The sequence below is a fragment of the Clostridium sp. AF34-10BH genome, assembly GCF_003478095.1.
Lineage (GTDB): Bacteria > Bacillota > Clostridia > Lachnospirales > Lachnospiraceae > Acetatifactor > Acetatifactor acetigignens.
Genome location: NZ_QUEC01000011.1, coordinates 1 through 25,174, shown reverse-complemented (window position 1 = coordinate 25,174; position 25,174 = coordinate 1). Strand labels below are relative to the sequence as shown.

General features: G+C 48.4%; 26 protein-coding genes. 25 read left to right on the top strand and 1 reads right to left on the bottom strand.

Annotated elements, in window-relative coordinates; genetic code table 11:
• Window positions 1-244 precede the first annotated feature (244 nt).
• From DWZ61_RS09105 to DWZ61_RS08990, 24 genes are all read left to right on the top strand, one after another.
• Complete coding sequence (locus tag DWZ61_RS09105; RefSeq protein WP_118538131.1) at window positions 245-607, top strand: rod-binding protein; 363 nt, start codon at window positions 245-247, stop codon at window positions 605-607.
• 133 nt (window positions 608-740) lie between these two features.
• Window positions 741-2,987, top strand: a complete 2,247-nt coding sequence (locus DWZ61_RS09100) for an ATP-dependent RecD-like DNA helicase (RefSeq protein WP_022311843.1) — start codon at window positions 741-743, stop codon at window positions 2,985-2,987.
• Between the two features lie 26 nt (window positions 2,988-3,013).
• The gene (locus DWZ61_RS09095; RefSeq protein ID WP_243026384.1) at window positions 3,014-3,751 is read left to right on the top strand and encodes a ComF family protein; all 738 of its coding nucleotides are present in this window, start codon (window positions 3,014-3,016) and stop codon (window positions 3,749-3,751) included.
• A gap of 20 nt (window positions 3,752-3,771) precedes the next feature.
• Window positions 3,772-4,176 (top strand): flagellar protein, encoded by a 405-nt coding sequence (locus DWZ61_RS09090; RefSeq protein WP_117465948.1) that lies wholly within the window; start codon window positions 3,772-3,774, stop codon window positions 4,174-4,176.
• Between the two features lie 21 nt (window positions 4,177-4,197).
• Complete coding sequence (locus DWZ61_RS09085; RefSeq protein ID WP_022311846.1) at window positions 4,198-4,584, top strand: hypothetical protein; 387 nt, start codon at window positions 4,198-4,200, stop codon at window positions 4,582-4,584.
• A 30-nt stretch (window positions 4,585-4,614) separates the two neighbouring features.
• Window positions 4,615-5,808 (top strand): hypothetical protein, encoded by a 1,194-nt coding sequence (locus DWZ61_RS09080; protein WP_181968676.1) that lies wholly within the window; start codon window positions 4,615-4,617, stop codon window positions 5,806-5,808.
• 75 nt (window positions 5,809-5,883) lie between these two features.
• On the top strand, window positions 5,884-6,699 hold the full coding sequence (cdaA, locus tag DWZ61_RS09075; RefSeq protein WP_117466004.1) for a diadenylate cyclase CdaA: 816 nt from the start codon (window positions 5,884-5,886) through the stop codon (window positions 6,697-6,699).
• Complete coding sequence (locus DWZ61_RS09070; protein ID WP_118503101.1) at window positions 6,696-7,982, top strand: CdaR family protein; 1,287 nt, start codon at window positions 6,696-6,698, stop codon at window positions 7,980-7,982. The genes cdaA and DWZ61_RS09070 overlap by 4 nt, the downstream gene beginning before the upstream one ends.
• 25 nt (window positions 7,983-8,007) lie before the next feature.
• Entirely contained in the window at window positions 8,008-9,357 is a 1,350-nt protein-coding gene (glmM, locus tag DWZ61_RS09065) for a phosphoglucosamine mutase (protein ID WP_022311850.1), read from the top strand.
• 142 nt (window positions 9,358-9,499) lie between these two features.
• Complete coding sequence (locus tag DWZ61_RS09060; RefSeq protein ID WP_022311851.1) at window positions 9,500-9,763, top strand: HPr family phosphocarrier protein; 264 nt, start codon at window positions 9,500-9,502, stop codon at window positions 9,761-9,763.
• 193 nt (window positions 9,764-9,956) lie between these two features.
• Window positions 9,957-10,970 (top strand): type II CAAX endopeptidase family protein, encoded by a 1,014-nt coding sequence (locus DWZ61_RS09055; RefSeq protein ID WP_118503099.1) that lies wholly within the window; start codon window positions 9,957-9,959, stop codon window positions 10,968-10,970.
• A gap of 46 nt (window positions 10,971-11,016) precedes the next feature.
• Window positions 11,017-11,724, top strand: a complete 708-nt coding sequence (locus DWZ61_RS09050; RefSeq protein ID WP_118538130.1) for an acyl-ACP thioesterase domain-containing protein — start codon at window positions 11,017-11,019, stop codon at window positions 11,722-11,724.
• Window positions 11,725-11,757: 33 nt separating this feature from the next.
• A complete protein-coding gene (locus DWZ61_RS09045; protein ID WP_118503095.1) occupies window positions 11,758-12,600 on the top strand; it encodes a S1-like domain-containing RNA-binding protein in 843 nt (280 codons plus the stop codon).
• Between the two features lie 76 nt (window positions 12,601-12,676).
• Window positions 12,677-12,868, top strand: coding sequence for a YjfB family protein (locus DWZ61_RS09040; RefSeq protein WP_022311855.1), 192 nt, complete (start codon window positions 12,677-12,679; stop codon window positions 12,866-12,868).
• A 232-nt stretch (window positions 12,869-13,100) separates the two neighbouring features.
• Window positions 13,101-14,186 (top strand): helix-turn-helix domain-containing protein, encoded by a 1,086-nt coding sequence (locus DWZ61_RS09035; protein WP_117465944.1) that lies wholly within the window; start codon window positions 13,101-13,103, stop codon window positions 14,184-14,186.
• 233 nt (window positions 14,187-14,419) lie between these two features.
• A complete protein-coding gene (gene ftsE, locus DWZ61_RS09030) occupies window positions 14,420-15,106 on the top strand; it encodes a cell division ATP-binding protein FtsE (RefSeq protein ID WP_117466002.1) in 687 nt (228 codons plus the stop codon).
• A complete protein-coding gene (gene ftsX, locus DWZ61_RS09025; protein ID WP_118538129.1) occupies window positions 15,096-16,031 on the top strand; it encodes a permease-like cell division protein FtsX in 936 nt (311 codons plus the stop codon). Before ftsE ends, ftsX begins: the two co-directional genes overlap by 11 nt.
• Before the next feature lie 101 nt (window positions 16,032-16,132).
• Entirely contained in the window at window positions 16,133-17,368 is a 1,236-nt protein-coding gene (locus DWZ61_RS09020) for a M23 family metallopeptidase (protein ID WP_118538128.1), read from the top strand.
• A gap of 203 nt (window positions 17,369-17,571) precedes the next feature.
• Window positions 17,572-18,873: a S41 family peptidase gene (locus DWZ61_RS09015; RefSeq protein ID WP_117465941.1), complete on the top strand. Its 1,302-nt coding sequence runs from the start codon at window positions 17,572-17,574 to the stop codon at window positions 18,871-18,873.
• Window positions 18,874-19,004: 131 nt separating this feature from the next.
• Entirely contained in the window at window positions 19,005-19,727 is a 723-nt protein-coding gene (locus DWZ61_RS09010; RefSeq protein WP_022311912.1) for an amino acid ABC transporter ATP-binding protein, read from the top strand.
• Window positions 19,728-19,840: 113 nt separating this feature from the next.
• Window positions 19,841-20,770, top strand: coding sequence for a transporter substrate-binding domain-containing protein (locus DWZ61_RS09005; protein WP_243026382.1), 930 nt, complete (start codon window positions 19,841-19,843; stop codon window positions 20,768-20,770).
• 30 nt (window positions 20,771-20,800) lie between these two features.
• Window positions 20,801-21,529: an amino acid ABC transporter permease gene (locus tag DWZ61_RS09000; RefSeq protein ID WP_022311910.1), complete on the top strand. Its 729-nt coding sequence runs from the start codon at window positions 20,801-20,803 to the stop codon at window positions 21,527-21,529.
• Complete coding sequence (locus DWZ61_RS08995) at window positions 21,522-22,286, top strand: amino acid ABC transporter permease (protein ID WP_117465940.1); 765 nt, start codon at window positions 21,522-21,524, stop codon at window positions 22,284-22,286. The genes DWZ61_RS09000 and DWZ61_RS08995 overlap by 8 nt, the downstream gene beginning before the upstream one ends.
• Before the next feature lie 24 nt (window positions 22,287-22,310).
• On the top strand, window positions 22,311-22,904 hold the full coding sequence (locus DWZ61_RS08990) for a cytidylate kinase-like family protein (protein WP_117465939.1): 594 nt from the start codon (window positions 22,311-22,313) through the stop codon (window positions 22,902-22,904).
• Here the strand turns inward: DWZ61_RS08990 and DWZ61_RS08985 are convergent.
• Entirely contained in the window at window positions 22,885-23,829 is a 945-nt protein-coding gene (locus DWZ61_RS08985) for a C39 family peptidase (protein WP_117465938.1), read from the bottom strand. The two genes, DWZ61_RS08990 and DWZ61_RS08985, sit on opposite strands and share 20 nt — an antisense overlap.
• A 186-nt stretch (window positions 23,830-24,015) precedes the next feature.
• Between DWZ61_RS08985 and DWZ61_RS08980 the strand changes: the two genes are divergently transcribed.
• Entirely contained in the window at window positions 24,016-25,125 is a 1,110-nt protein-coding gene (locus tag DWZ61_RS08980) for an HD-GYP domain-containing protein (protein WP_243026381.1), read from the top strand.
• Window positions 25,126-25,174: the final 49 nt, after the last annotated feature.

Here is a 25,174-nt window from a genome sequence, read left to right as displayed (position 1 = left end):
CAACCTGCGTAGGTAATGAGAAATGTCAAACCGTAAGATGACGATTCGCCTGCTTGCAGGCGGAAACGTCAGATTGCGGTTTGATAGGGCGAATGCCCGACATCGAAGGAAACGCGAAGCGTTTACGAGATGCATTGCTCATTACCGTAGGGACGATTCGCCTGCTTGCAGGCGGAAACGTCAGATTGCGGTTTGATAGGGCGAATGCCCGTCGCATTACCGTGGAATTTAGAAAGGATAAATTATGGATATCTCTTCTATATACGGCAGTTCCGCTCTGGACAGCACCGCATACACCAATGCAGCGAACCAGACGGCTTCCCAATTGCAGAACCAGTTAAACGGTTCGGATTACACCAAAGCAACAGACGATGAACTGATGGATGCCTGCAAGCAGTTCGAGGCTTATTTCCTGGAGCAGATGTTCAAGGAAATGATGAAGACCATCCCTGAGAGCGATGAGACTTCTTCTTCCAACTCCCAGCTTATGGATTACTATAAGGATGAGATGGTACAGCAGATCGCATCCGACTCTACGGAGCAGAACAGTCTGGGATTGGCACAGATGCTATATGAGCAGATGAAGCGTAATTACAATCTTGAGTAGCGACTTCGGGCTGCCATTTCCGGCAGCCCTGATCTTTTTTATCTTACGCCGCCACCGCGGTGACCTCTTCCCAATTCGGAGAGAACAGCCTTGAAACCCACAAATCAACAGACAGATAGTATGAGGACTAAAAATGGAGACGATTACAGGTTTTGTAGACCATATTGTGTTTCAAAACAGTGAAAACGGATATACGGTAATGATCCTGTCGACAGAAGGGGAAGAGATGACCTGTGTCGGTATGTGCAAAGGACTGACCCAGGGAGAAAATATTTCCGCAGAGGGAGAATACATAGAACATCCCGTATACGGCCGACAGTTCAAGATCCAGAGCTACGAGACCGTAACGCCGACCGACCGCGTGGGAATGGAACGGTATCTGGGTTCCGGAGCAATCCGGGGAGTCGGTGAGGCACTGGCAGCCAGAATCGTAAAAAAATTCGGAGACGATACTTTCCGCATCATCGAGGAGGAGCCGGAGCGTCTGGCTGAGGTAAAGGGGATCAGCGAACGCAAGGCACAGGAGATCGCTATCCAGATGGAAGAAAAAAAGGATCTCCGGGAAGCACTGGTCTATTTACAGCAATACGGAATCAGTAATACTCTTGCCGTAAAAATATATAATACCTATGGTATGGAAATGTACAGTGTTATGCGGGAGAATCCCTATCGCCTGGCAGAGGATGTCAGTGGTGTGGGATTCCGTATCGCGGACGAGATCGCGGGGAAGATCGGCATTCATACCGACTCGGATTACCGCATCCGCAGTGGCATTCTGTATACCCTGCTGCAGGCGGTGGGAGAAGGTCATTGTTATCTGCCGTTGGATCTTCTGCTGCGCAGAGCTTCCGAACTATTGGGGGTATCAGAGGAAAATATCCGTCCTCAGGTGGATAACCTTATCATGGACCGAAAGCTTGTGGCAAAGGGAGAAGCAGTATTTGCTTCCTCTTATTACTATGCGGAGTTGAATTGTGCCAATATGCTCAGGAATCTGAATATCCCTATGGTGGAGGCAGAAAATCTTCCATCCCAGGATGCAGCGATCCGCAAACGTCTGGAACGCATGGCGGAAAATCTGTCCATGGAACTGGATGAACTGCAGCTGAAAGCGGTGGAGGAAAGTATCAAAAATGGCCTGTTTATCCTGTCCGGAGGTCCCGGCACCGGAAAAACCACCACCATTAATATGATCATCCGATTCTTTGAATCGGAAGGCATGGACATTTTTCTGGCAGCACCTACGGGCAGAGCAGCCAAGAGAATGACGGAAGCCACCGGATTTGAGGCGAAGACCATTCATCGTCTGTTGGAACTGAACAGTGCCCTGTCGGAAGACGACACCAGAAAGGCAAATTTCGAGCGGAACCAGGAGAACCCCTTAGAGGCGGATGTAGTGATCATTGATGAAATGTCCATGGTGGATATTCAACTGTTTCAGGCGCTTCTGAAAGCAATTCTTCCGGGAACACGACTGATCCTGGTGGGAGATGTGGACCAGCTGCCCAGTGTGGGACCCGGACAGGTATTGCGGGACCTCATGAACAGCCGGGCGTTCCCCATGGTAACTCTGGAGAAGATCTTCCGACAGGCCGGACAAAGTGACATTGTCGTCAATGCCCATCGGATTAACAGAGGAGAGCAGATCACTCTGGACAATAAGTCAAAGGATTTCTTTTTACTGGAAAGAAATGACGTAAATGTCATATATAAGCACATGATCCAGCTGATTCAGGATATGCTACCCAGATATGTGGGAGCCACCTCCTTTGATATTCAGGTACTGACCCCTATGAGGAAGGGAAGTCTGGGCTGTGAGACGTTGAATGAGATCTTACAGCGTTATCTGAATCCAGCGGATCCTCATAAAAAGGAGCATGCCTATGGCAATACCGTTTTCCGGGAAGGCGATAAGGTCATGCAGATCAAAAACAATTACCAGATCGAATGGGAGATCGTCGGGAGATACAATATTCCCATCGACAAGGGAATGGGCGTATTCAACGGAGATATGGGAAGGGTTAAGGAAATCAATGATACCATGTCCACACTGCTGGTGGAATTCGATGACGGAAGACGGGTCAACTATCCTTTCTCGGCATTGGAGGAACTGGAACTCTCTTATGCCATTACGATCCATAAGTCCCAGGGAAGCGAATATCCTGCGGTGATCCTGCCACTGTTGGGCGGCCCCAGAATGCTGTTCAACCGCAACCTTCTGTACACCGGAATTACCCGTGCCAGGAACTGTGTCACCATTCTGGGAAGCAGTGAGACCGTGCGAAACATGATCGAGAATGTCAGCGAGAATCGCAGATATACGGGATTGGAGCAGCGGATCCGGGAGATCTGCTGTCTGCCGGAAAATGATACACCGTAGACGGAAAACAAAACGGGAGCCTGAGATTGCAGAAAGAGATCAGAAAAACCATAAGCAAAATAAAGGAAACGGGATTACAGCTGCTGTTTCCCGGAAGATGCCCGATCTGTGACGGGATCGTCCGTCCTTTTGGCAGGAAAATCTGCCCGGAATGTCTGCCTAAATTAAAGCCGGTGACGGCTCCGTGGTGTATGCGTTGCGGAAAGAAACTGGCGGAGGAACGAGAGTATTGCGGTGATTGTATGCACCGGGAACATAAATACGACAGAGCCAGAACTTTATACGAATACAGGGATGTGGCTCCGTCAATCTATCGTTTTAAGTATAGTGGACGGCAGGAATACGGCGATTTTTTCGGAGAAGAAATGGCGCGTCTGTTGGGAGATTTTATCGGCCGGGTGCGTCCGGACGTTATAGTTCCGGTGCCGCTGTACCGTGGGAAACTGCGGAAAAGAGGATATAACCAGGCAGCATGTCTGGCAAGGGCTTTGGGCAGAAGCCTGGAACTGCCGGTAGATGAGAAACTGGTAAAACGGGTGAGAAATACAGCACCGATGAAGCATTTAAATCCCACAGAACGGCAAAATAATTTGAAAAAGGCTTTTATTATAGGCAGAAATGATGTAAAATTATATGACCGGATTATTCTGGTGGATGATATTTATACAACAGGTACGACCCTGGATGAGATCGCAGCACTGTTAAAAGAGCACGGAGTGTCAAAAGTGTATTGCGTGACATTGGCCTGTGGGTCTGGTGTATGATCAGGAAGGTGTGAGATACTATGAATATAAGAAATTGCAGAATGTGCGGACATATTTTTAACTATGTGGCAGGACCGTTTCTGTGCCCGCATTGCCGTGAGAAGATGGAAGCCAAGTTCCAGGAGGTAAAGGAATACATCCGTAATAACCCCGGTGTAAGTATTCAGGATGTATCGGAGAACTGTGACGTGGAGCCGTCCCAGATCCAGCAGTGGCTGAGAGAAGAGAGACTGGAACTGACAGAAGGATCCAGTATTCTGCTGAACTGTGAGAAATGCGGAGCACCGATCCGCAGCGGAAGATTTTGCGAAAAGTGCAAATATGATATGGCCATGGATCTGCAGAGTGTACTGCCGAAGAAGCCGACTGCGCCCCAGCAGAGCCCCAGAACATCCAGAGACGGAGAAAGAATGCGTTTTCTGTAAGCATTTGTAAGCGGAGGAATTATGCTGAACGAAGAAAAAGTCATACTGATGACGCAAATGGCATCTTATGAAGAGAATGAAGGCAAAAAGAATATGGCCATCGGCCGTTATTTCCGCAGTGACTACATCGCCATACAGGTGTTGAAGTCCATTCTGTGTGCGACGATCGCGTATGGAGTCTGCTTTGCGTTGTTTGTGTTCTATGATTTTGAGAATTTCATGCAGGATATTTACAAGATGGACCTGATCGGTTTTGGAAAAAATGTTCTGCTGTACTATGGAATAACGGTTGTAGTGTATGGAGTGGCATCTTATCTGATCTGCTCTCTGCGCTATGCACGGGCGAAAAAGAGCCTGAAATGCTATTATAACAATCTGAAGAAGTTGAATTCCATTTACAATGAGTAAACGGCCTACACAGATTGACCTGGAGGAAATATGACTGCTTTACTGGAATTAAGAGAGAATCTCAAGAAGATCTACAGCAGAAATGAAGCTTTTATTCTGCCGGTGATCAAGTTTTTACTCGGCGTTATCGTGCTGAGCATCATAAACGGCAAAATGGGATATATGACAAAGCTGGATAACATGGCCATCGTGCTGATCGTATCGCTGCTGTGTTCTTTCCTGCCCACCGGATTTATGGCTTTTTTTGCAATGATGTTTGCAGTGCTTCATATGTATGCACTCTCTATTGAAACCGCGGCGGTTGGGCTGGTTGTTTTCCTGTTGCTGTATCTGCTGTTTCTCAGATTTACCGCGAAGGAAGCACTGGTAGTGGTACTGACCCCGGTGCTTTGTATGCTGAAGCTGCCCTATGTGATGCCTGTGGCAATGGGACTGATCGGAACCCCGGCGTCCTGCGTATCTGTAGGCTGCGGTGTTGTGGTGTATTATCTGCTCCAGACGGTGATCACCAATGCTCCGACCATCAACTCCATGGGAGCAGAGGAAGCCACTGCCAAACTGCGCCTGCTGATTGACGGAATGTTGGGGAACAAGGCAATGCTGGTGATGATCGCAGCATTTGCCATTACCGTGATCGTGGTGTATCTGATCCGGAGAATGAGTGTGGATCACTCCTGGACCATTGCCATGGTTGCCGGCGTTATGATCGAAGTGATGATCCTGCTGGTGGGAGATCTGATGTACGATACCAATCTCTCCATCGTCAGCGCACTGTTAGGTGCCGTTGTTACGCTGATCGCCTGCAAGATCATAGAATTTTTCCGATTCTGTCTGGACTATAGCAGAACGGAGAAAGTACAGTTTGAAGATGACGAGTATTATTACTATGTAAAGGCAGTGCCCAAAATGACAGTTGCGGCGCCCACCAATACAGTGAAGAAAATCAATACACAGCGACGTCCGGCAGGTCAGCAGACCAGAACCTCCGGACAGGGTACGAGATCTGCAGGCCAGACCTACAGAAGTACGGCACATACCGGCAGGCCCTCAGAAGGAACAGGCCGAAGTGTTGTGACAGAACGTACCCCCGCCGGAAACGGAGTTCCTTACGGACAGCAGGGCGGTTACCGCGGACACGAGATGTCCGGTGGCAGAAGTGTCACCATAGGCGGCAATCACACGAATCCTCAGGATGACTCCGATGATTATGAAGAATTGTTCTGAAGGGATTAATGGAAAATGCAATTAGGGGATAAGCTGGCAGAATATATTAAAAATTTCAGCAGTTACCGCACAACCATGGATTTCGGCGATGTGGCCGAGATCCTGATCATTGCGGTACTACTGTATTATGCGTTAGTGTGGATGAAGACGACCCGGGCATGGGTATTGCTCAAGGGTCTGGTTGTCATCCTCATTTTTTTGCTGTTGGCTTATTTTTTCCGTATGACTACCATCCTGTGGATGGCCCAGAATGTCCTGGGATTTGCGGTGACAGCCCTCATAGTGGTGCTACAGCCGGAATTGAGAAAGGCATTGGAGGAACTGGGCAAGAAGAATATTATCAGTTCTGTATTACCTTTTGACAACAATCATCGTGTGGACGAGGGATTTTCCGAGAAGACCATTAATGAGATCACCAAAGCCTGTGTGGAGATGGGCAAGGTCAAGACCGGTGCCCTGATCGTTATCGAACAGAAGGTTTCCCTGCGGGATTATGAGAGAACGGGAATCGATGTGGATGGTATCGTGACCAGCCAGCTGCTGATCAATATTTTCGAGCACAACACCCCGCTGCATGACGGTGCTGTGATCGTACGGGGGAACCGGGTAGCCTCTGCCACCTGTTATCTGCCGCTGTCGGATAACCTGGGACTGAGCAAGGAACTGGGTACCAGACATCGTGCCGGTGTGGGTATCTCGGAGGTGACAGATTCCCTGACGGTGATCGTATCCGAAGAGACGGGTAAGATCAGCGTTGCATACGAAGGAAAGCTGGAGCGGAATCTGGATGCGGAGACTCTTCGCGACAGAATGCATAAGATCCTGAACAATACCGGAGAGGAACACAAAAATCTGCGAATCTGGAAGGGAAGGAGCCGTGAGAAGAAATGAAAAAATTACTGACACGTAATCTTGGACTGAAGCTTGCTTCTCTGGTGCTGGCCTTTGTATTGTGGTTTCTGGTGGCACAGATTTATGATCCGAAGGACACGGTAACCTTCAATAATATCCAGGTCAGACTGATTAACACAGATCTGCTGGAGCAAGAAGGAAAAGTATATGAGGTGCTGGACAACAGTAATTTGGTAAGAGTAACGGTAACAGGCCCCCAGAGTATTGTAAAATCCGAATTGCGCAGAAACGATATTGTAGCGGAAGCGGATATGAGCAAACTGACAGATATCAATACGATCGCCATCACTTATTATTGTGAGAATATCAGCAACGATTCCGTGGAGATCAGGGGTAATCACGATTCCGTGCGCCTGAATGTGGAAGAAAAGACCAGCAAATGGATCAAACTGGAGAGCACCACGCTGGGAGAGGTGGCATCCGGTTATATGATCGGCAATGTAACGTTGGATCAGACCAACATCGAAGTAACCGGACCTAAATCAGCGATCTCACAGATCGATCATGCCGGAGTGGACATCAATGTAGCAGATTCCACCAGCAGTCTGTCGGCTAATGTGGACATTAAGCTGTATGATGCGGACGACAATGAACTATCTCTGGAAACTGTCAAGAAAAACGTGGATTCTGCGCATATGACAGTAGAAGTGCTGGCAACGAAGGAAGTACCGGTAGAGATTGAATATATGGGTGTACCTGAGGACGGTTATATGGCTACCGGTGAAGTAGAGAGTAGCAGGTCTACAGTGAAGATCGCCGGAACGGCATCAGCACTGTTGGGAGTATCTGCCATTACCGTACCGGAGGATCGTATGAATATTACCGGACAGTCCAGCGATCTGGTGGATATCATTAATCTGAAGGAGTACCTGCCCGCTAACGTCAGACTGGCGGATAAGAGCTTTGACGGCAAGATCACTGCAACGGTATACATTGAACCGATCGCAACCAAGGACCTGTCCGTACCGGCAGAGAACATTACGATCAGCGGTGTGCCGGAGGGAATGGAGGCAGAGATCACTACAGAGGCGGAGACTTATGATATCACGGTATCCGGCCTGGACAGAGATATCAGTATTCTGCGGGATGATACGGTGACGGGAGTACTGGATCTGGAGAAATGGATGGATGACAACAATGTAGAAGAACTGACACCGGGAAATTACACGATCCCTGTGACGTTTAACCTGTCGGAGGATATCATGGTAGAAAATGATGTCAATATCCACATCCGACTGAAGAATCAGGATACAAATAATTAAAAGATAGAATGAGAGGTTTTTTATCATGGCTAGAATGTTTGGAACAGATGGTGTACGAGGAATTGCCAACGAGGAACTGACTCCGTTGCTTGCCATGCAACTGGGGCAGGCAGGAGCCTATGTACTTACGAAGGAAAATGAGCATAAACCCACGATCATGGTGGGTTGTGATACCAGAATTTCCGGAGATATGCTGGCGAATGCGTTGATGGCAGGAGCCTGCTCCGTAGGAGCCAACTGTGTCTACGTAGGTGTGATTCCCACTCCTGCGGTTGCTTATCTGACCAAGAAATACAAAGTAGATGCCGGCGTTGTGATCTCCGCATCCCACAATCCGGTAGAGTTCAATGGTATTAAATTCTTTGACGGTAACGGCTATAAGCTTCCCGATGCCATGGAAGATGAGATCGAGGCATTGATCCGTAACAATATGCCCGGTATCAAATTTCCCATCGGTCCCGGAGTCGGCAAGATCAAGTACCGTACCGATGCCAGAGAAGAGTACATCAATCATGCCATGAGAGCGGTCAATGTGGATCTGACCGGACTGAAGATCGTGGTGGATTGTGCAGAGGGTGCCTCTTTCTATACATCCGTAGAATGCCTGAAAGAACTGGGCGGCAGCGTGGTGGCCATTCACAACAATCCGGACGGTACCAATATCAATGCCAACTGTGGTTCCACCCATATGGAAGAACTGCAGGCCAGAGTGGTCTATGAAAAGGCCAATGTCGGTCTGGCCTTCGATGGAGACGCAGACAGACTGCTGGCTGTGGATGAGAACGGTAATATCGTCGATGGTGACCAGATCATGGCAATCGTAGGTAACTACATGAAGAGCAAGGGTACTCTGAAGAAGGATACCATCGTGGCAACCGTTATGAGTAATCTGGGATTCTTCCTGATGGCAGAGAAGAATGCCATCCATATGGAGAAGACCAAGGTAGGTGACCGCTATGTACTGGAGCGCATGAAGGAGATCGGCGCCAGCCTCGGCGGCGAACAGTCCGGTCACATTATTTTCCTGGATGAGAATACCACCGGAGACGGACTGCTCAGTGCACTGCATCTGCTGCAGGTCATGGTGGATACCGGAAAGCCTCTGTCAGAACTGGCTAAGGTGATGGAAGTACTGCCCCAGGCACTGGTAAATGCCAAAGTGGCCAATCACAAAAAAGAGAAATATATGGAATATCCGGAGATCGCAGCAGCCATTGGGAAACTGGAAGAAAAATTCGCCGGAGAGGGCCGTGTCCTGATCCGTCCTTCCGGAACCGAACCGCTGGTAAGAGTCATGATCGAAGGAAAGGATCAGCAGGTGATCCAAGAAGAAGCACGGAAGCTTGCCAACCTGATACAGGATATCATGTTCTAGCAGACAGATTCCGAAAGTTGTCTGGTAAAAGCCCTTGTGAATGCTTTTCATTCATGCTATGATAGAAATGTAAATGAAAAGTAAAATCATAAACACTAGAGAAAATAATGCAGAATAATATAGATATTGGAGGGTTTATTATATGGTAAGTCAGAAAGTCGTAATCAAGAATCCCACGGGTCTGCATCTGCGTCCCGCCGGAATTCTGTGCAAGGAGGCAATGCAGTTCAAGTCATTGATCACCTTCAAATTTCGTGAAAATACTGCAAATGCCAAGAGCGTACTCAGTGTATTGGGTGCTTGCGTAAAATGTGGGGATGAGATCGAATTCGTATGTGAGGGTGAGGATGAGGCAGAAGCCCTGAAGACCCTGGTAGAAGCCGTAGAGAACGGTCTGGGAGAATAACAGGATCGTCATAGAGGAACATTACAGAGGCTGTGCATATTGAAGATGCGCAGCCTTTTCCTATGGAACTGTCTTAAGCCATGGAAAAAATAGTTTCATACTCAAAGGATTTATGCTATGCTGTAACTATTCAGAGCGGATTTAGAAAATGTGATTCTGAATAGTTTATAGTACATGAGGGAGAGAAAATTAAATGGAAGAAAAAAGCATGAAGAAAAGTTTTTCCAGCTTAGGTTTCCGATTCCTGATCGGAACACTGGTCATCTACGCAGTGCAGATGGGAGTAATGACCATCGTAGGTGCGGTGAAGCCGGAATGGCTGCAGGACACCACCATAAGCCTGATCCTGGCAGTATTACCACTGTATCTTGTGGGTATGCCGGTTCTGATCGCTGTGGTAAAGCGGATGCCCGGGGAAGCACCCGCGAAGAAAAGCATTACACCGGGACAGTTTGTTCTGGCGCTGATCATGTGTTTTGCACTGATGTATTGTGGTAATCTGGTGGGAACGCTGATCACCACTGTCGTAGGGGCATTAAAAGGCTCCGCAGTGGACAATGCACTGATGACCTATGCCACCGGATCCAATATGATCGTGACATTTCTCTATATGGTGATCTGCGCGCCAATCCTTGAGGAATATATTTTCCGGAAACTGATCGTGGATCGTACCGTAAGATACGGACAGGGAGTAGCTGTTGTTCTGTCCGGTCTGATGTTCGGATTGTTCCATGGCAACCTGAATCAGTTTGCCTACGCATTTTTACTGGGAATGTTTCTGGCATTTCTGTATGTGAAGACCGGAGAACTGAAAGTGACCATCGGCTTGCACATGTGCATTAATTTTATGGGTGCCGTAGTCAGTGTACTGTTATTGAAAGCAATCCATCTGGAGGAATACCAGGAAGTCATTATGAACGGGGCAGATTCACAGGCTGTCATGGACTACATGATGAAGTACCTGCCGGGCTGGATCGGCTATATGATCTATGTATTGTTTATTCTGGCAGTATTGGTTACGGGAATCGTATTGTTCATTGTATATCGTAAGAAGCTGAAATTAGAGCCGGGACAGATTGCAAAGGGACGGAGATTCAAGACCGTGATCGGCAATCCGGGAATGATATGCTACTGTGTTTTCTGGATCGCCATGATCATTATCCAGATGTTCCCGGAGATTGTTACAGCAATTACGGGAAATCTGTAAAAAGAACGGCTGCGGCAGAACATCGCCGCAAAGGAGATCGGAAGTTATGTACGCATTTGACAGTAGAATACGTTACAGCGAGACAGACAGTGAAGGGTATCTTACGCTGGACGCATTACTGAATTATTTTCAGGATTGTTCCACCTTCCATTCGGAGGATGTGGGGCTGGGAATCGGTTATATGAAGGAGATTGGTCAGGTCTGGGTCCTTTCCTCCTGGCAGATCGTGGTGAACCGTTATCCGAAATTAGGGGAAAAAGTAAAGATCGTGACGCTGCCCTATGAGCTAAAAGTATTTTTGGGATACCGTAATTTTGCCATGCTGGATGAACAGGGAGAATATCTGGCGAAAGCCAACTCCTTATGGAGTCTGCTGGATGTCGGCACCGGCAAACCGGTAATGGTGAACGAAGCCATGCATAAGGGCTACGAAATAGACGAAAAGCTGGACATGGAGTATGCCCCCCGCAAAATTTCCGTGCCGGAAGGTGGAGAACTGTTGGAACCCATCGTGGTGAAAAAACATCACCTGGACACCAACCATCATGTAAACAATGGGCAGTATGTAAATATTGCCATGGAGTATCTGCCGGATGATTTTGTGATCCGTCAGATGCGGGCGGAATACAAGAAACAGGCATTCCTGGATGATGTATTGCATCCGTATGTAGTGTCTACAGAGAATGACTACGTCATCTGCCTGCAGGACGAAGCCAGGAAACCTTATGTATCAGTGGAATTTCAGGGACAGTAATCCTATGCTGTCAGAACAGGAGAGAACGTGGAATTGAGATTAGGCGAAAAACAGACGCTGGTAGTAGTGAAAAAAGTAGAATTCGGAGTGTATCTGGCAACGAAGGAAGCACCGGAGGACAAAGTGCTGCTGCCGGCGAAGCAGGTGCCGGAAGGAGCAAAGGTCGGAGATGAACTGGAAGTATTCCTGTACCGGGATTCCAGTGACCGTCTGATCTCTACGACGAGAACCCCGAAGCTGTGTATGGGACAGGTGGCTCTGCTCACTGTAGTACAGGTAGGGAAAGTAGGTGCTTTCCTGGACTGGGGACTGGAGAAGGATCTGCTCCTGCCCTTTAAGCAGCAGACCCGCAAGGTAAAGACCGGAGAACAGGTGCTGGCAGCCCTCTATATCGACAAGAGCGGCAGACTGTGTGCGACCATGAATGTCTATGAACATCTGCGCACGGACAGCCCGTACAAAAAAGACGATAAGGTAACCGGCCGGATCTATGAGATCAGCAAGAATTTCGGTGCGTTTGTGGCAGTGGATAACTGCTTTTCCGGACTGATCCCGAAAAAAGAACTGTTCGGAGATACCGAGCTCAGGATTGGCGATCAGGTCACTGCCAGAGTGGTAAAAGTGTTGGAAGACGGTAAGCTGACACTGAGTGTCCGGGAAAAAGCCTATCTGCAGATTCAGAAGGATGCGGAGAAGATCGAGAGACTGCTGGACAGCTATGAAGGTTCTCTGCCGTTTAATGATAAGGCGGCGCCGGAGGTCATTGCCCATGAGACCGGCATGAGCAAGAACGAGTTCAAGCGCGCGGTAGGACATCTGTTAAAAGAAGGCAAGATCCAGATCACGGAGAAAAATATTCGCAGGGTGCGTGGATAGTGTGGAAAAAACAAAAAAAGTGTGCTATAGTAAGAACATAATCTGAGAGATATGAACAGATACAGGAGGTGTTATCATGGATATCGCAGGATTATCAATGTCAATGGCTTCAAATAATCTGCAGACGAAAATCGGAACAGCTGTGCTGAGCAAGGCGATGGATACGAACGAAGCACTGGGACAGGGAATCGTCCAGATGATTGATTCCGCTGCTATGGAACGTAGCGTAACACCGGAACTTGGTGCGAATATCGATCTGCGGATTTAGCGCAGAAATAATACATAATAAACGCTAAGACAAAAAGAGTTCGGAATATTAGTTTTCCGAATTCTTTTTTTGCGCCTATTTAAAAGAAAAAGGCATTTTTACTAAAAAATGCATAAAAAACTATTGCATTTTTACCAGTTTTTCTGTAAATTTATATATGATATGGACTCTCATATTATTTTTCGGGGTTATAGCAAAAGAGAAGTATGTTTGGGGACTGAAGGAGCAGAAGATGATATCAAATCAGATTTTACAGAACACCATTGAAGGATTGAAAGGAATCGCCAGAGTGGAATTGTGTGTCATGGATGTGGATGGCAAGGAAGTAGCGGCCACCATGGATATGGGCAACTGTTCCAAGCCCGCGGTGGAATTCGCGGCATCACCGGCGGACTCCCAGGAGATCCAGGGATATCAGTATTTCAAGATCTATGATGAGCAGCAGCTGGAGTATATTCTCGTAGCCGGAGGTACCGGTGAGGATGTCTATATGATCGGCAAAATGGTTGCGTTTCAGATCCAGAATCTGCTGGTGGCCTATAAGGAGAGATTTGATAAGGACAATTTCATCAAGAATCTGCTGCTGGATAATCTGCTGCTGGTGGATATCTACAGCCGTTCCAAGAAGCTGCATATTCAGACAGACGTGCCCAGAGTGGTCATGATCGTGGAATCTGCGGGAGGCAAGGATAATAATGTCCTGGAACTGGCCAGAACTCATTTTGGCAGCAACAGCAAGGATTTCATCACAGCGGTAGACGAGAGCAACGTGATCGTGGTGAAGGAATTCGCAGAGACCGATACCGGCAAAGAAATTGAAAAATCGGCAAGAGCACTGGAAGCGGCTCTCCTGAAGGAAGGTATCCGTGAGATCCGTATTGCATACGGTACCATTGTACATGAGATCAAAGAAGTCAGCCGTTCCTACAAGGAAGCAAAGATGGCTCTGGATGTAGGTAAGATCTTCTTTGACGAGAGAGATATTATCGCATATAGTGAACTGGGAATCGGCCGTCTGATCTATCAGCTGCCCATTCCTCTGTGCAAAATGTTTATCCGTGAGATCTTCGGAGGCAAGAGCCCGGATGATTTTGACGAGGAGACCCTGACGACCATTTACAAGTTCTTCGAGAACAGCCTGAATGTGTCAGAGACCTCCAGACAGCTGTTTATTCACAGAAATACGCTGGTATATCGTCTGGATAAGTTACAGAAGAGTACAGGGCTGGATCTGCGGGTATTTGAAGATGCCATCACCTTCAAGATCGCATTGATGGTCGTAAAATACATGAAGTATATGGAAACATATGAGTATTGATTTCTTTGGCGAGAAAGCCTCAAATGAGCAAACAACAAGTTAACTTGTTGTTTAGAAGAGCATCGTAGATGCGATTTTGCGAATGAGGCTCTGAATAGGGATCAATATGGTAGCACAAAGGTAGCAACTGTCCGCAGGGTGGGATCTTACGGGCAATAGAAAGGCATGATCATAAAATGACAAGAAAAGAAACACAAAGGCTGAAAAGAGAGCGGATCATTGAGGAAAACGGAATCATTTTCCTGGACAACGTCAGCAAGTCTTATTCCTCAGGTTCTCCGGCACTGAATGGTGTGTCGTTAAGCATCGGAAGAGGGGAATTTGTATTTATTGTAGGTGACAGCGGATCCGGTAAATCCACGTTGATCAAATTACTGCTGCGGGAGCTTACAGCGACCAGCGGCAGTGTTTATGTTATGGGAAATGATCTGGCGAAATTAAAGCACAGGCAGATCCCCCGTTTTCGTCGTAACCTGGGTGTCGTATTCCAGGATTTCCGACTGCTGAATGACCGCAATGTCTATGAAAATGTAGCATTCGCACAGCGTATCGTAGAGACTCCCGTCAGTGAGATCCGCAGAAATGTTCCTGCGATTCTGGCAACTGTGGGACTGGCAGGCAAATATAAGGCCAAGACCAAACAGCTCTCCGGCGGTGAGCAGCAGCGTGTTGCACTGGCCAGAGCGCTGGTGAACAATCCTTCCGTACTGCTGGCAGATGAGCCCACCGGTAATCTGGATCCCAATAATTCCTGGGAGATCATGAAATTGCTGGAGGAGATCAATGAGAGCGGCACCACGGTAGTCGTGGTCACCCATAACCGCGAAATCGTCAATGCCATGCAGAAACGAGTGATCACCATGAAAAAAGGTGTGATCATCAGTGACGAAGAGAAGGGTGGGTATATCGATGAAGATTAGTACACTTTTTTATACGATCAAGCAGGGATTTGTCAATATTTTCCGGAATAAATGGTATTCTCTGGCATCCATTGCCACGATATCCGCATGCCTGTTTCTGTTTGGACTGTTCTATTGCATCGTGGCCAACTTTCAGAATATCCTGAAGACTGCAGAAGAAGGTGTATCCGTTACGGTATTTTTCCACAGTGATATGGATAACTGTGAGAGTCATATAGACGGACAGATCCCGTCCGAACAGCGCCTGGAAGAGATCGGACAGGAGATTGCCAAGCGTGCAGAGGTATCCGAGGTACAGTTCCAGTCTGCAGATGATGCATGGGCAACCTTCGGACCGGATTATTTCGGTGAGGATTATGCAGAAGGATTCCCCGAGAATCCACTGGCAGGAGAGGATACTTATGAGATTTTCCTGAGTGATGTCTCCATGCAGGATGCACTGGTGACCTGGCTGCAGTCCATTCCGGAGGTGCGCAAGGTCAACTATTCCGAAATGACAGCCAACACACTGAGCGGTCTGAACCTTCTGATCGCCTACGTGTCCATGGGAATCATCGTGATCCTGCTGGCAGTCAGCATCTTCCTGATCAGCAATACCGTAGCTATCGGTATTTCTGTCCGTTCTGCGGAGATCAATATTATGAAATATATCGGCGCTACCGACTTTTTCGTGCGTGCGCCCTTTGTGCTGGAAGGTATGCTGATCGGTCTGATCGGTGCAGCAGTACCGCTGGGACTGATCTATTCCCTTTACAATTATGCGTTGAACTATGTGATCAACCGTTTTATGGTACTCAGCGGCTTCCTGAATTTCCTGTCTGTGGACGAGATATTCCATTTCCTGATCCCGGTATCTCTGGGTGTCGGTGTGGGTATCGGTTTCCTGGGAAGTATCGCTACTGTAAGAAAGCATCTGCACGTGTAAATACAATTCCAGCAGATAACCCGGATCCTATTTGTCATGATGTGTGCGGAGTGTGGCTCTGCACTGCATCATGACATTTTAAGAATGGAGACTAAATCAAATTGAATAAAAAGAAAAAAGGCTTCCTGTGCCTGGCACTGTGCCTGATCCTGACGGTTTCCTTCGGCATGCAGGGATTGCGGGTAAATGCGACCAATATGTCATCCATTACCTCTGACAGTATCCGGGACAAACAGGATCAGATCAAACAGGCGGAAAAAGAACGTGAACAGATGAAAAGCAATCTGAGCAATTTGGAGCAGATCAAGAAAGACCTGGAGACACAGAAGACCAATCTGAAAAATTATGTAACCCAGCTGGATCAGAATCTGAGCCAGATCGAACAGAATATTGCGGATCTGAAAAATAAGATCACAGCAAAAGAAGAAGAAATTGCAAAGACCCAGGCGGAACTGGATGCGGCACTGGAGAGAGAAGAAAATCAGAAAGATGCCATGATCCGCCGCATAAGAATTATGTATGAGAAAGGGGATTCCTACATCCTCGATATGATGTTGAAAGCAGAAAGCTTCAGCGATTTCCTGAACCGGGCGGATTTCATGGATCTGATCATGGCTTATGACAGACAGCAATGGAAAGACTTCATGGAGAACCGCAAATATATTGAACTCTGCAAAGAGGAACTGGAAGCGGAGAAAGCCATTCTGGATGAGGCCAAGGCCGGCGTGGAACAGGAGCAGGCCAATATGGAGGCTCTGATCGACCAGAAGAACCGGGATATCACCGCTTACGAATCCGATATTACCAACAAGGAACAGGCCATCAAGGAATACAAGCAGTCCATTGCGGATCAGGATGCGGAGATTGCAGCCCTGGAGGCTGCCATTGCCGCAGAGAAAAAAAAGATCCTGGAGGCCAGTGGTACTGTGCTGACTTACGATGGCGGTACCTTTAAGTTCCCGCTGGCAACCTATACCCGGATCTCGGATGATTACGGCAACCGTATCCATCCGACACTGGGAATCGAACAGTTCCACAACGGCGTGGATTTCGCGGCGCCCAAGGGCACGGCTATTTATGCGGCCTATGACGGACAGGTGGTGGCAGCCACTTACAGCAACACCATGGGCAACTACGTGATGATCGACCATGGTGGTGGACTGTATACGATCTATATGCATGCCTCGGCATTATATGTATCCAAGGACGATATTGTGGTCAGAGGAGAGACGATAGCCGCAGTGGGCTCCACCGGACGTTCCACCGGCAACCATCTGCACTTCAGCGTGCGTAAGGATGGAGCTTACACATCCCCCTGGAACTACTTGTCGCAATAGATTGTCAATAGACAGAATCACGTGACTGCTTGCAGGCTAAGTGATCTGTCTATTAGACAATCAAACATACATGAGCAAGTAGGGCGATAGCCCGGAATGCGAATGTATGCAGCATTTCGAGAGTGCGAAGCACGGAGAAATGCGTGTTGCGACAAGAAGCAGGACGTGTTGCGACAATATCTTGGAAATAAAGGAGAGCATTTATGGAGGAAAATAAGGAACTGGAAACCACCACCGAAGAACAGGCTTCTGTAACTCCGGCGGCAAATAATGGCGAGAAAAAAGGCTTATTTCTCAGTGGCCTTATCGTTGGCTTTGCGGCCACGTTGCTGATCGTGGGCGGTATCTTTATCGCTTTTCAGATCCACAACATCATGACCATGAAGGATGATGTGGCAGCACAGGTATCCTATGGAGAAGATTCCGCGGTCAATGCACAGACCATTAAAAAACTGCAATTGCTGGAAGACACTGTGAAGGAGAACTTTTATCTGAGTGAGGTCACCAATGAACAGCTGGAAGACGGTATGTTCCGTGGCCTGATGGACTCTCTGGATGACCCGTATTCCGAGTACTATACCGCAGAGGAGCTGAATGAACTGACGGAACAGACACAGGGCATTTACTTTGGCATCGGTGCCTATGTCAGCATGGATTCCGAGACCAATCTGCCCAAGATCAGCGGCGTGATCGAAGGAGCACCGGCAGCTGATGTGGATTTGCGTGCCAACGATATTATCTATGAAGTGGACGGTGTCTCCACTGCAGGTAAGACGTTGACGGAAGCGGTGAATATGATCCGCGGAGAAGCCGGGACCACAGTGGATCTGACCATTGTCAGACAGGGCGCCGGGGATTATCTGCACGTCACCGTGGAGAGAGCCAAGGTAGAGAGTCCCACCGTAAAATACGAAATGTTGGATGACAATATGGCATATATCCAGATCGTGGAATTCGACGATGTGACCATAGACCAGTTTACCGATGCACTGGCAACCGTGAAGGGCTCCGGCATGGAAGGCCTGATCCTGGATCTGCGGGGCAATCCCGGTGGAAGTCTGGATGCAGTGGTTAAAATTGCCAGAAAGCTGCTCCCGGAAGGCATGATCGTATATACCGAGGACAAGGCAGGCAAGCGCACAGAGTATACCTGTGACGGCAAGACTCCTCTGGAAGTACCTCTGGTGGTACTGGTGGATATGAACAGTGCCAGTGCCTCCGAGATTTTGGCCGGAGCAATCCAGGACTACGGCGTTGGAACCCTGGTAGGTACCACGACCTTCGGTAAAGGAATCGTACAGCAGATCATGCCCTTCACCGACGGATCCGCCATCAAGATCACCATCAGCGCTTACTATACTCCCAATGGCCGCAATATCCACGGAACCGGTATTGAACCGGATGTGGAATGCGAGTTTGACGGGGAAGCATACTACAACAGTGATGATCCGGTGGACAATCAGCTGGAGAAGGCAAAAGAGGTCCTGAAAGAATTAATGAAATAAAAGTCTTGACAAAGCGCACAAAACTGTATAATATGTAACCCATAAAAACAAAGGCGTTTTTACCGGATCGGTAAAAGCGCCTTTTTCTATTATCAAAAATTCCTGCCCGGAACGTAGAATGGAGGAGCAAAATGATCAGACTGGAAAATGTATGTAAGAATTTCGGAGATCTCCAGGTACTGAAAAATGTAAATCTGGAAGTAAAAGAAGGCGAGAAGCTGGTTATCATCGGACCCTCCGGTTCCGGTAAATCCACCACCGTGCGATGCATGAATTTCCTGGAGGAGCCTACCAGTGGTCAAGTATATATTGATGGACAGAAGCTGACCCATGCGAACAAGACCAAGATCATCCGGGAGTCCATCTCCATGGTATTCCAGCAGTTCAACCTGTATCCGCATATGACGGTATTGAAGAACCTGACCATAGCACCCATGAAGCTGCATCACAAGAGCAAAAAGGAAGCCGAGGATCTGGCTTATCATTATCTGGATGTGGTAGGACTTAGGGATAAGGCTCATGTGTATCCCACAACACTTTCCGGCGGACAGCAGCAGAGAATCGCCATAGCGAGAGCCCTGTGTGCACAGACGAAGATCATTCTTTTCGATGAGCCGACTTCCGCACTGGATCCGGAGACAATCCAGGAAGTACTGGATGTCATGATCAAGCTGGCTAAGGAAAACATCACCATGGTAGTGGTTACCCACGAGATGGGATTTGCCAGACAGGTGGCGGACCGTATCGTATTCATGGCAGACGGACAGATCATTGAGGAAGGTACGCCGGATCATTTCTTCGACAATCCTTCCAACGAACGTGTAAAACAGTTCCTGGGCAAGATCATCCGTTAGACCGCAGCATTACATAACAGCAGGTCTATCCACGAAGTCATATTTACAGCATGTCAGTCAGAAGGCTTCGTGTTTAGATATATAAGTAAAGGGAATTAAAGGAGGAAAACGTTATGAAAAATCTAAGAAAATGGACTGCATTGGCAGCAGTCATGGCAATGACTGCAACTTTATTTACCGGATGCGGCAGCACTGATGCCTCCGCTTCCGGGGCAACAGCACCTGCAGCGGAAAGTACCGCAGCAGCAACCACAGAAACAGGAGCGGAAACTCCTGCAACAGACGGCGAGCTGGCAGCAGACGTACAGGCAATCGTAGACCGTGGTGTATTGAGAGTCGGCGTTAAAAATGCAGTAGTAGGCTTTGGCTTCCAGGATACCCTGACCGGTGAGTATTCCGGACTGGAGATCAGCCTGGCTGAGAAGATCGCAGAGAGCCTTGGCGTGGATGTAGAGTTCACCGCCGTAACCGCAGCTACAAGAACCGAGCTTCTGGATTCCGGCGATATTGACTGTGTACTGGCTACTTTCACCATCACCGATGAGAGAAAGCAGAGCTGGGATTTCTCCACTCCTTATTTTACAGACTATGTAACCGTACTGGTAGAGGATAAGAGCGGCATCAGCTCCCTGGCAGACCTGGTAGACAAGAAGGTCGGTGTATCCTCCGGATCCACTTCCGCAAAGGCACTGGTAAAGGCTATGATCGATGCAGGCCTGATCGATGGCAGCGGCTTTGATGCAGATACCTTTGATCCCGCACTGTGGACTACCGGAATCTCTTTCCAGCAGTATGATGACTACCCTGCAATCTCCACCGCACTGAGTGCCGGTGAAGTAGATGCCTTCTGTGTAGATAAGTCCATTCTGGCTATTTACAAGACTGACGGACGTTCCTACATCGACGACAAGTTCTCCCCTCAGGAATATGGCGTGGCTACCACCAAGGGTTCCGGCTTCTCTGCATACGTGGATGAACTGGTACAGGGATGGCTGGCAGACGGTACCATTGACAGCCTGATCACAGAGAACGGATTAGAGTAAAAAAGAAAAAAGTAACTGGGAGGAAACACTATGTCTGGTATTATTTCAGCAAGAGCCTGGGGCAAGGTCTGGGCGTACAGGAGCACATTCCTGTTAGGACTTCTGAATACTGTGGAGACAGCATTTTTTGCGATCCTGTTATCGCTGGCACTGGGTGTGATCTTTGGCCTGATGGCTACCAGCGGAAAAAAGGTATTGCAGATCATCAGCAGAGTCTATGTGGAGATCATGCAGAATACACCGATTTTGCTTCAGCTGTGTTTCTTCTACTATGCGCTGGCTTTTTCCGGTCACAGTATCGGAATCCTGCCGACAGGTATCGTTGCACTGGGCGTATACACCGGAGCCTATATGGCCGAGGTGGTGCGTGCGGGCATCGAGGCCGTCCCCAAGGGACAGTTCGAGGCGGCTGTGTCCCAGGGATTCACTTATGTGGAGCGGATGTATTATATTATCCTGCCCCAGAGCATCAAGATCATTCTGCCGCCCATGGTGAACCAGATCGTAAACCTGATCAAAAATACCTCCTGCCTGTATATTATCGGCGGAGCGGATCTGATCTCGCTGACTTACAGCTTTGTCACCGGTGAAAATACCGGTGGAGCCTATGCTCCGGCCTATCTGGTCAGTGGACTGTTATTTTTCGTTATATGTTATCCCCTCTCCAAGACAGCCAGTGTCTGGGAGATCCATCTGAAGAAAAGAGACCAGCGGGTGACATTTCAGAGAACAGAAGGGACGGTGACGGACAATGAGTAACCTGGAAGCAAGCTTTTCCATACTGGGACAGAAAGGTGTTATGGCCTACATTCTCAAAGGTACGGTATTCACTCTGATCATTGCCCTGATCGCTGTTGTGCTGGGAATCGTCATCGGTTCGGTACTGGCCCTGTGCAGAAACTACTGCACAAGCAAAAAGACGAAAATATTTGGCATGATTGCCACCGTATACATAGAAGTATTTCGAAATACACCGTTGCTGCTGTGGATTTTCATATGCCTGGTATTCTGCCCCTGCCCGGAGCTGTTCAACCGGAAACTGTTCGGGCTGACCACAGTAGAGACCAAGCTGTTGTTCAAGGCAGCAGTTGCTTTGATCCTGTTTACCTCTTCCGTTATTGCGGAGATCATCCGCGGAGGACTGAATTCCATCGCACATGGACAGTTTGAAGCCGGCCACGCACAGGGATTCAATGTGGTACAGGTCATGATCTATATTATTCTGCCGCAGGCTTACCGCAATGTCATTCCTACCCTGTTGAGTCAGGTGATCACCACCATCAAGGACTCTTCCTATCTGGCAAATGTGGCGACCATCGAACTGATGGCTCGGACCAAACAGCTGCTTTCCGCAGCCAGCCGTTACAATGGTACTGGCAATGTAAACGTATCGGATGTATTTGTGCTGTTTGGTGTAGCTGCATTGATCTATTTTATCATCAACTACACACTGTCCTGCGTGGTACGTACCATGCAGAAACGGCGGAAGAGACCGGTACGTGTGACCGCAGATTAAACGAGAAAAGAAAAGAGGATATCCATGGAACAGTATGTGATCACGATTTCAAGACAATTCGGAAGTATGGGGCGTTCCATTGCCAGGGAACTGTCCGAAATACTGGGAATAGAATTCCTGGACAGAGATATTGTGGAGGCTACGGCGAAGCGCATGGGCCTTCCGGTATCTGTCATCAGCGATGAAGAAGAGAGTATGAAGTCTACTTTCTTCCGGAGGCAGTATCCGCTCGGAATGGGAATGTCCAGCCTCAAGGATGAGATCTTTCTTACCCAGAAAAATATCATCCGGGATTTCGCAGCCAAGGGATCCTGCATCATTGTGGGACGCTGTGCGGACTATATTCTGGAGGATATCCCGAATCATCTGAATGTGTATGTCTATGCCCCCGATGAGTCAAGGCTGAAAAACTGTGTGGAGAACCTGCAGATGGATCCCCAGACGGCAAAGAAAATGATGCGGGATGTGGATGCTGCCAGAAATCGTTACCACAAAGCCTATATTCCCGGCTGGCAGAGCGTTTTCGACCATAAGGATCTCATGATCGACAGCAGCCGGTTCGGCATCGACGGCACAGCAAAGATTCTGGCAGACATTGTTAAAAACCAGTGGGGCTGACGGCCCACAGATTTTTGATCTGCGGAGACAGCGTGTCATAATCCCAGGTGCGGGAAGAATTGCTTACCCGATTGGGATCTTTGACGCAAAAGCCCGTGTCATCATAATCATAGAGCAGGATATAGTGGCCGGAGGTGGTGAAATCCCCCGGCCGCATGCTGCATACGATAAGTTTTCCCTGATCCAGGGCTGTTTTCATGCTGTTTTCACCCAGGGGAAGTTCCTTGCCGGACAGGCCGAGGGCAGGAAGCCCTTCGGTCCACAGGGACCAGCTGGTGCCATTTTCCGTATAATAACCGTTCTTTTCACAGTAGGAGGCAATCTCTCTCGGGGTGCCGTTCAAATCGTGGGTGAAATAGACATAGACCATGGACAGACAGGTGGGACCACAGCCGGCGAGACCGATGATGCTATCACCGTAGGACTCGTAGCCCCAGCGCTTGTCCCATTGCAGGAGCAGAGGCACCTGTCCAATGAGAACATCGGAAGCAAGATCGATGGACTGTCCCAGATAATTTTGTCTGTTGGGGTAGTCTGCCACGAAATCCGCGGCTTCGGCATTATTTTGGGCAAGATCGGCCAGTGCTTCCGTGATGCTTACGGTATCTGCGGTGGTAGAGAGACTTCCGGCAGCGTCAGATTCATTTTCTTCCCGCAGTGCAGCAAAATCATATTGGACAACCGGCAGATCATACCGGGCAGTCAGCTGATAATACAGATGATTGACGGCAGGAAGAATCTCATGGCCGTAATCCTGCCAGAAAGAGACTGCGGTCAGGAGCAACACGATGGCAAATGAGACCCGGAGGAAGCAGACTATGCGTTTTCTTCTGCGGATCGCCCGCTTCCTGCGGAGCATCTCCTGCCTGGAAATTCTGCGGCGGCGTTGTTGCACCGGAACCTGATAAGCTGCATTTGCATTCATAGAAATCCCTCCCGTTAGAACCTTTTTTGACAAAATAACCGTCTTTTCTATAGAAGAGTATAAAGGATTGTCCCATAAAAAGTCTTTTAAGCAGTTTTAAGCTTTTTGACAGATATCTTTAAGAATTCATGAAGATATGTTACAATAAAGCATGAACCAAAATCATTCGGAAAGGGGAAGGGACCGATGATCAGGAGAAAATATGTCCCGCTGCGCATTGTGCAGCCGGGGATGATGATCGATCAGGCAATCATAGACCGTGCAGGCCGTGTACTGATCGCCAGACGTACCCGACTGGAGGATTTCCATATCGATGCGCTGAAGAAAATGGGGGTTACAGGAATTTATACCTGTGAGGGTACAGAGGATGTGAAGCCGGCGGATGCGGACAAGCCGCAGGAACTGCCGGAACCATTACAGAAAAAATATGAACAGGTGAAGGTGAAGGATCCTGCCAAGGTACAGATCTCAGAGAGCGTGCGAAGCCGCGTGGCACAGGGAGTGCAGTATTTGTATCAGGATACGCAGTCACCGGATTTTACCAATGCTTCCCGGAGTATTACGGATGACCTGCTGCGGGCTATTGAGGATAATGATGCAGTAGCAGTGGATATCGGTGCATTGAAGATCAGTGATGAGTACACTTTCAAACATAGTGTGGATGTGGCAACGATGTCCATGATCGTGGCGCAGAAATACGGACTGGATGACAAGCAGGTCTACGAGATCGGAATCGCAGGACTTTTACATGATATCGGAAAATCAAAAGTACCCAATGAGATCCTGAATAAGGCGGCGCGGCTGACGGATGAAGAGTTTGCCATTATGAAGCAGCATTCCGTGTACGGATATCGTATTCTGCAGTCCAAGGAAGATCTGTCCATGGAGATCAAGCTGGGTGTGTTACAGCATCATGAGAAAATGAACGGAAAAGGATATCCTATGGGGATCACAGGGGACAAGATCGACCTGTTTGCCAGACTGATCTCTGTGTCGGATATTTATGATGCATTGGTGACGGAGCGGCCGTATAAGAAGCCGTTTTCTCCCAGAGATGCCGTGGAAATGATCATGTCCATGACGGAAGAGCTGGATATTACAGTTATGCGGTGCTTCCTGGAGAGCGTTATTCTCTATCCGGTAGGCACAGATGTGGCATTGAGCAACGGAGAGACCGCCCGTATTGTGGAGAACGTTCCCAATGCGGTGCTGCGCCCCAAAGTTCTGGGTCTCACCACCGGCAAAGTGTACGACCTCGCCAATGATGTGAAATGTGCGAATGTAATTATATTGTAAATGGAAAGTTAGCATAGCTACGAGCCATGCAAAAATAGAGTGGAACACC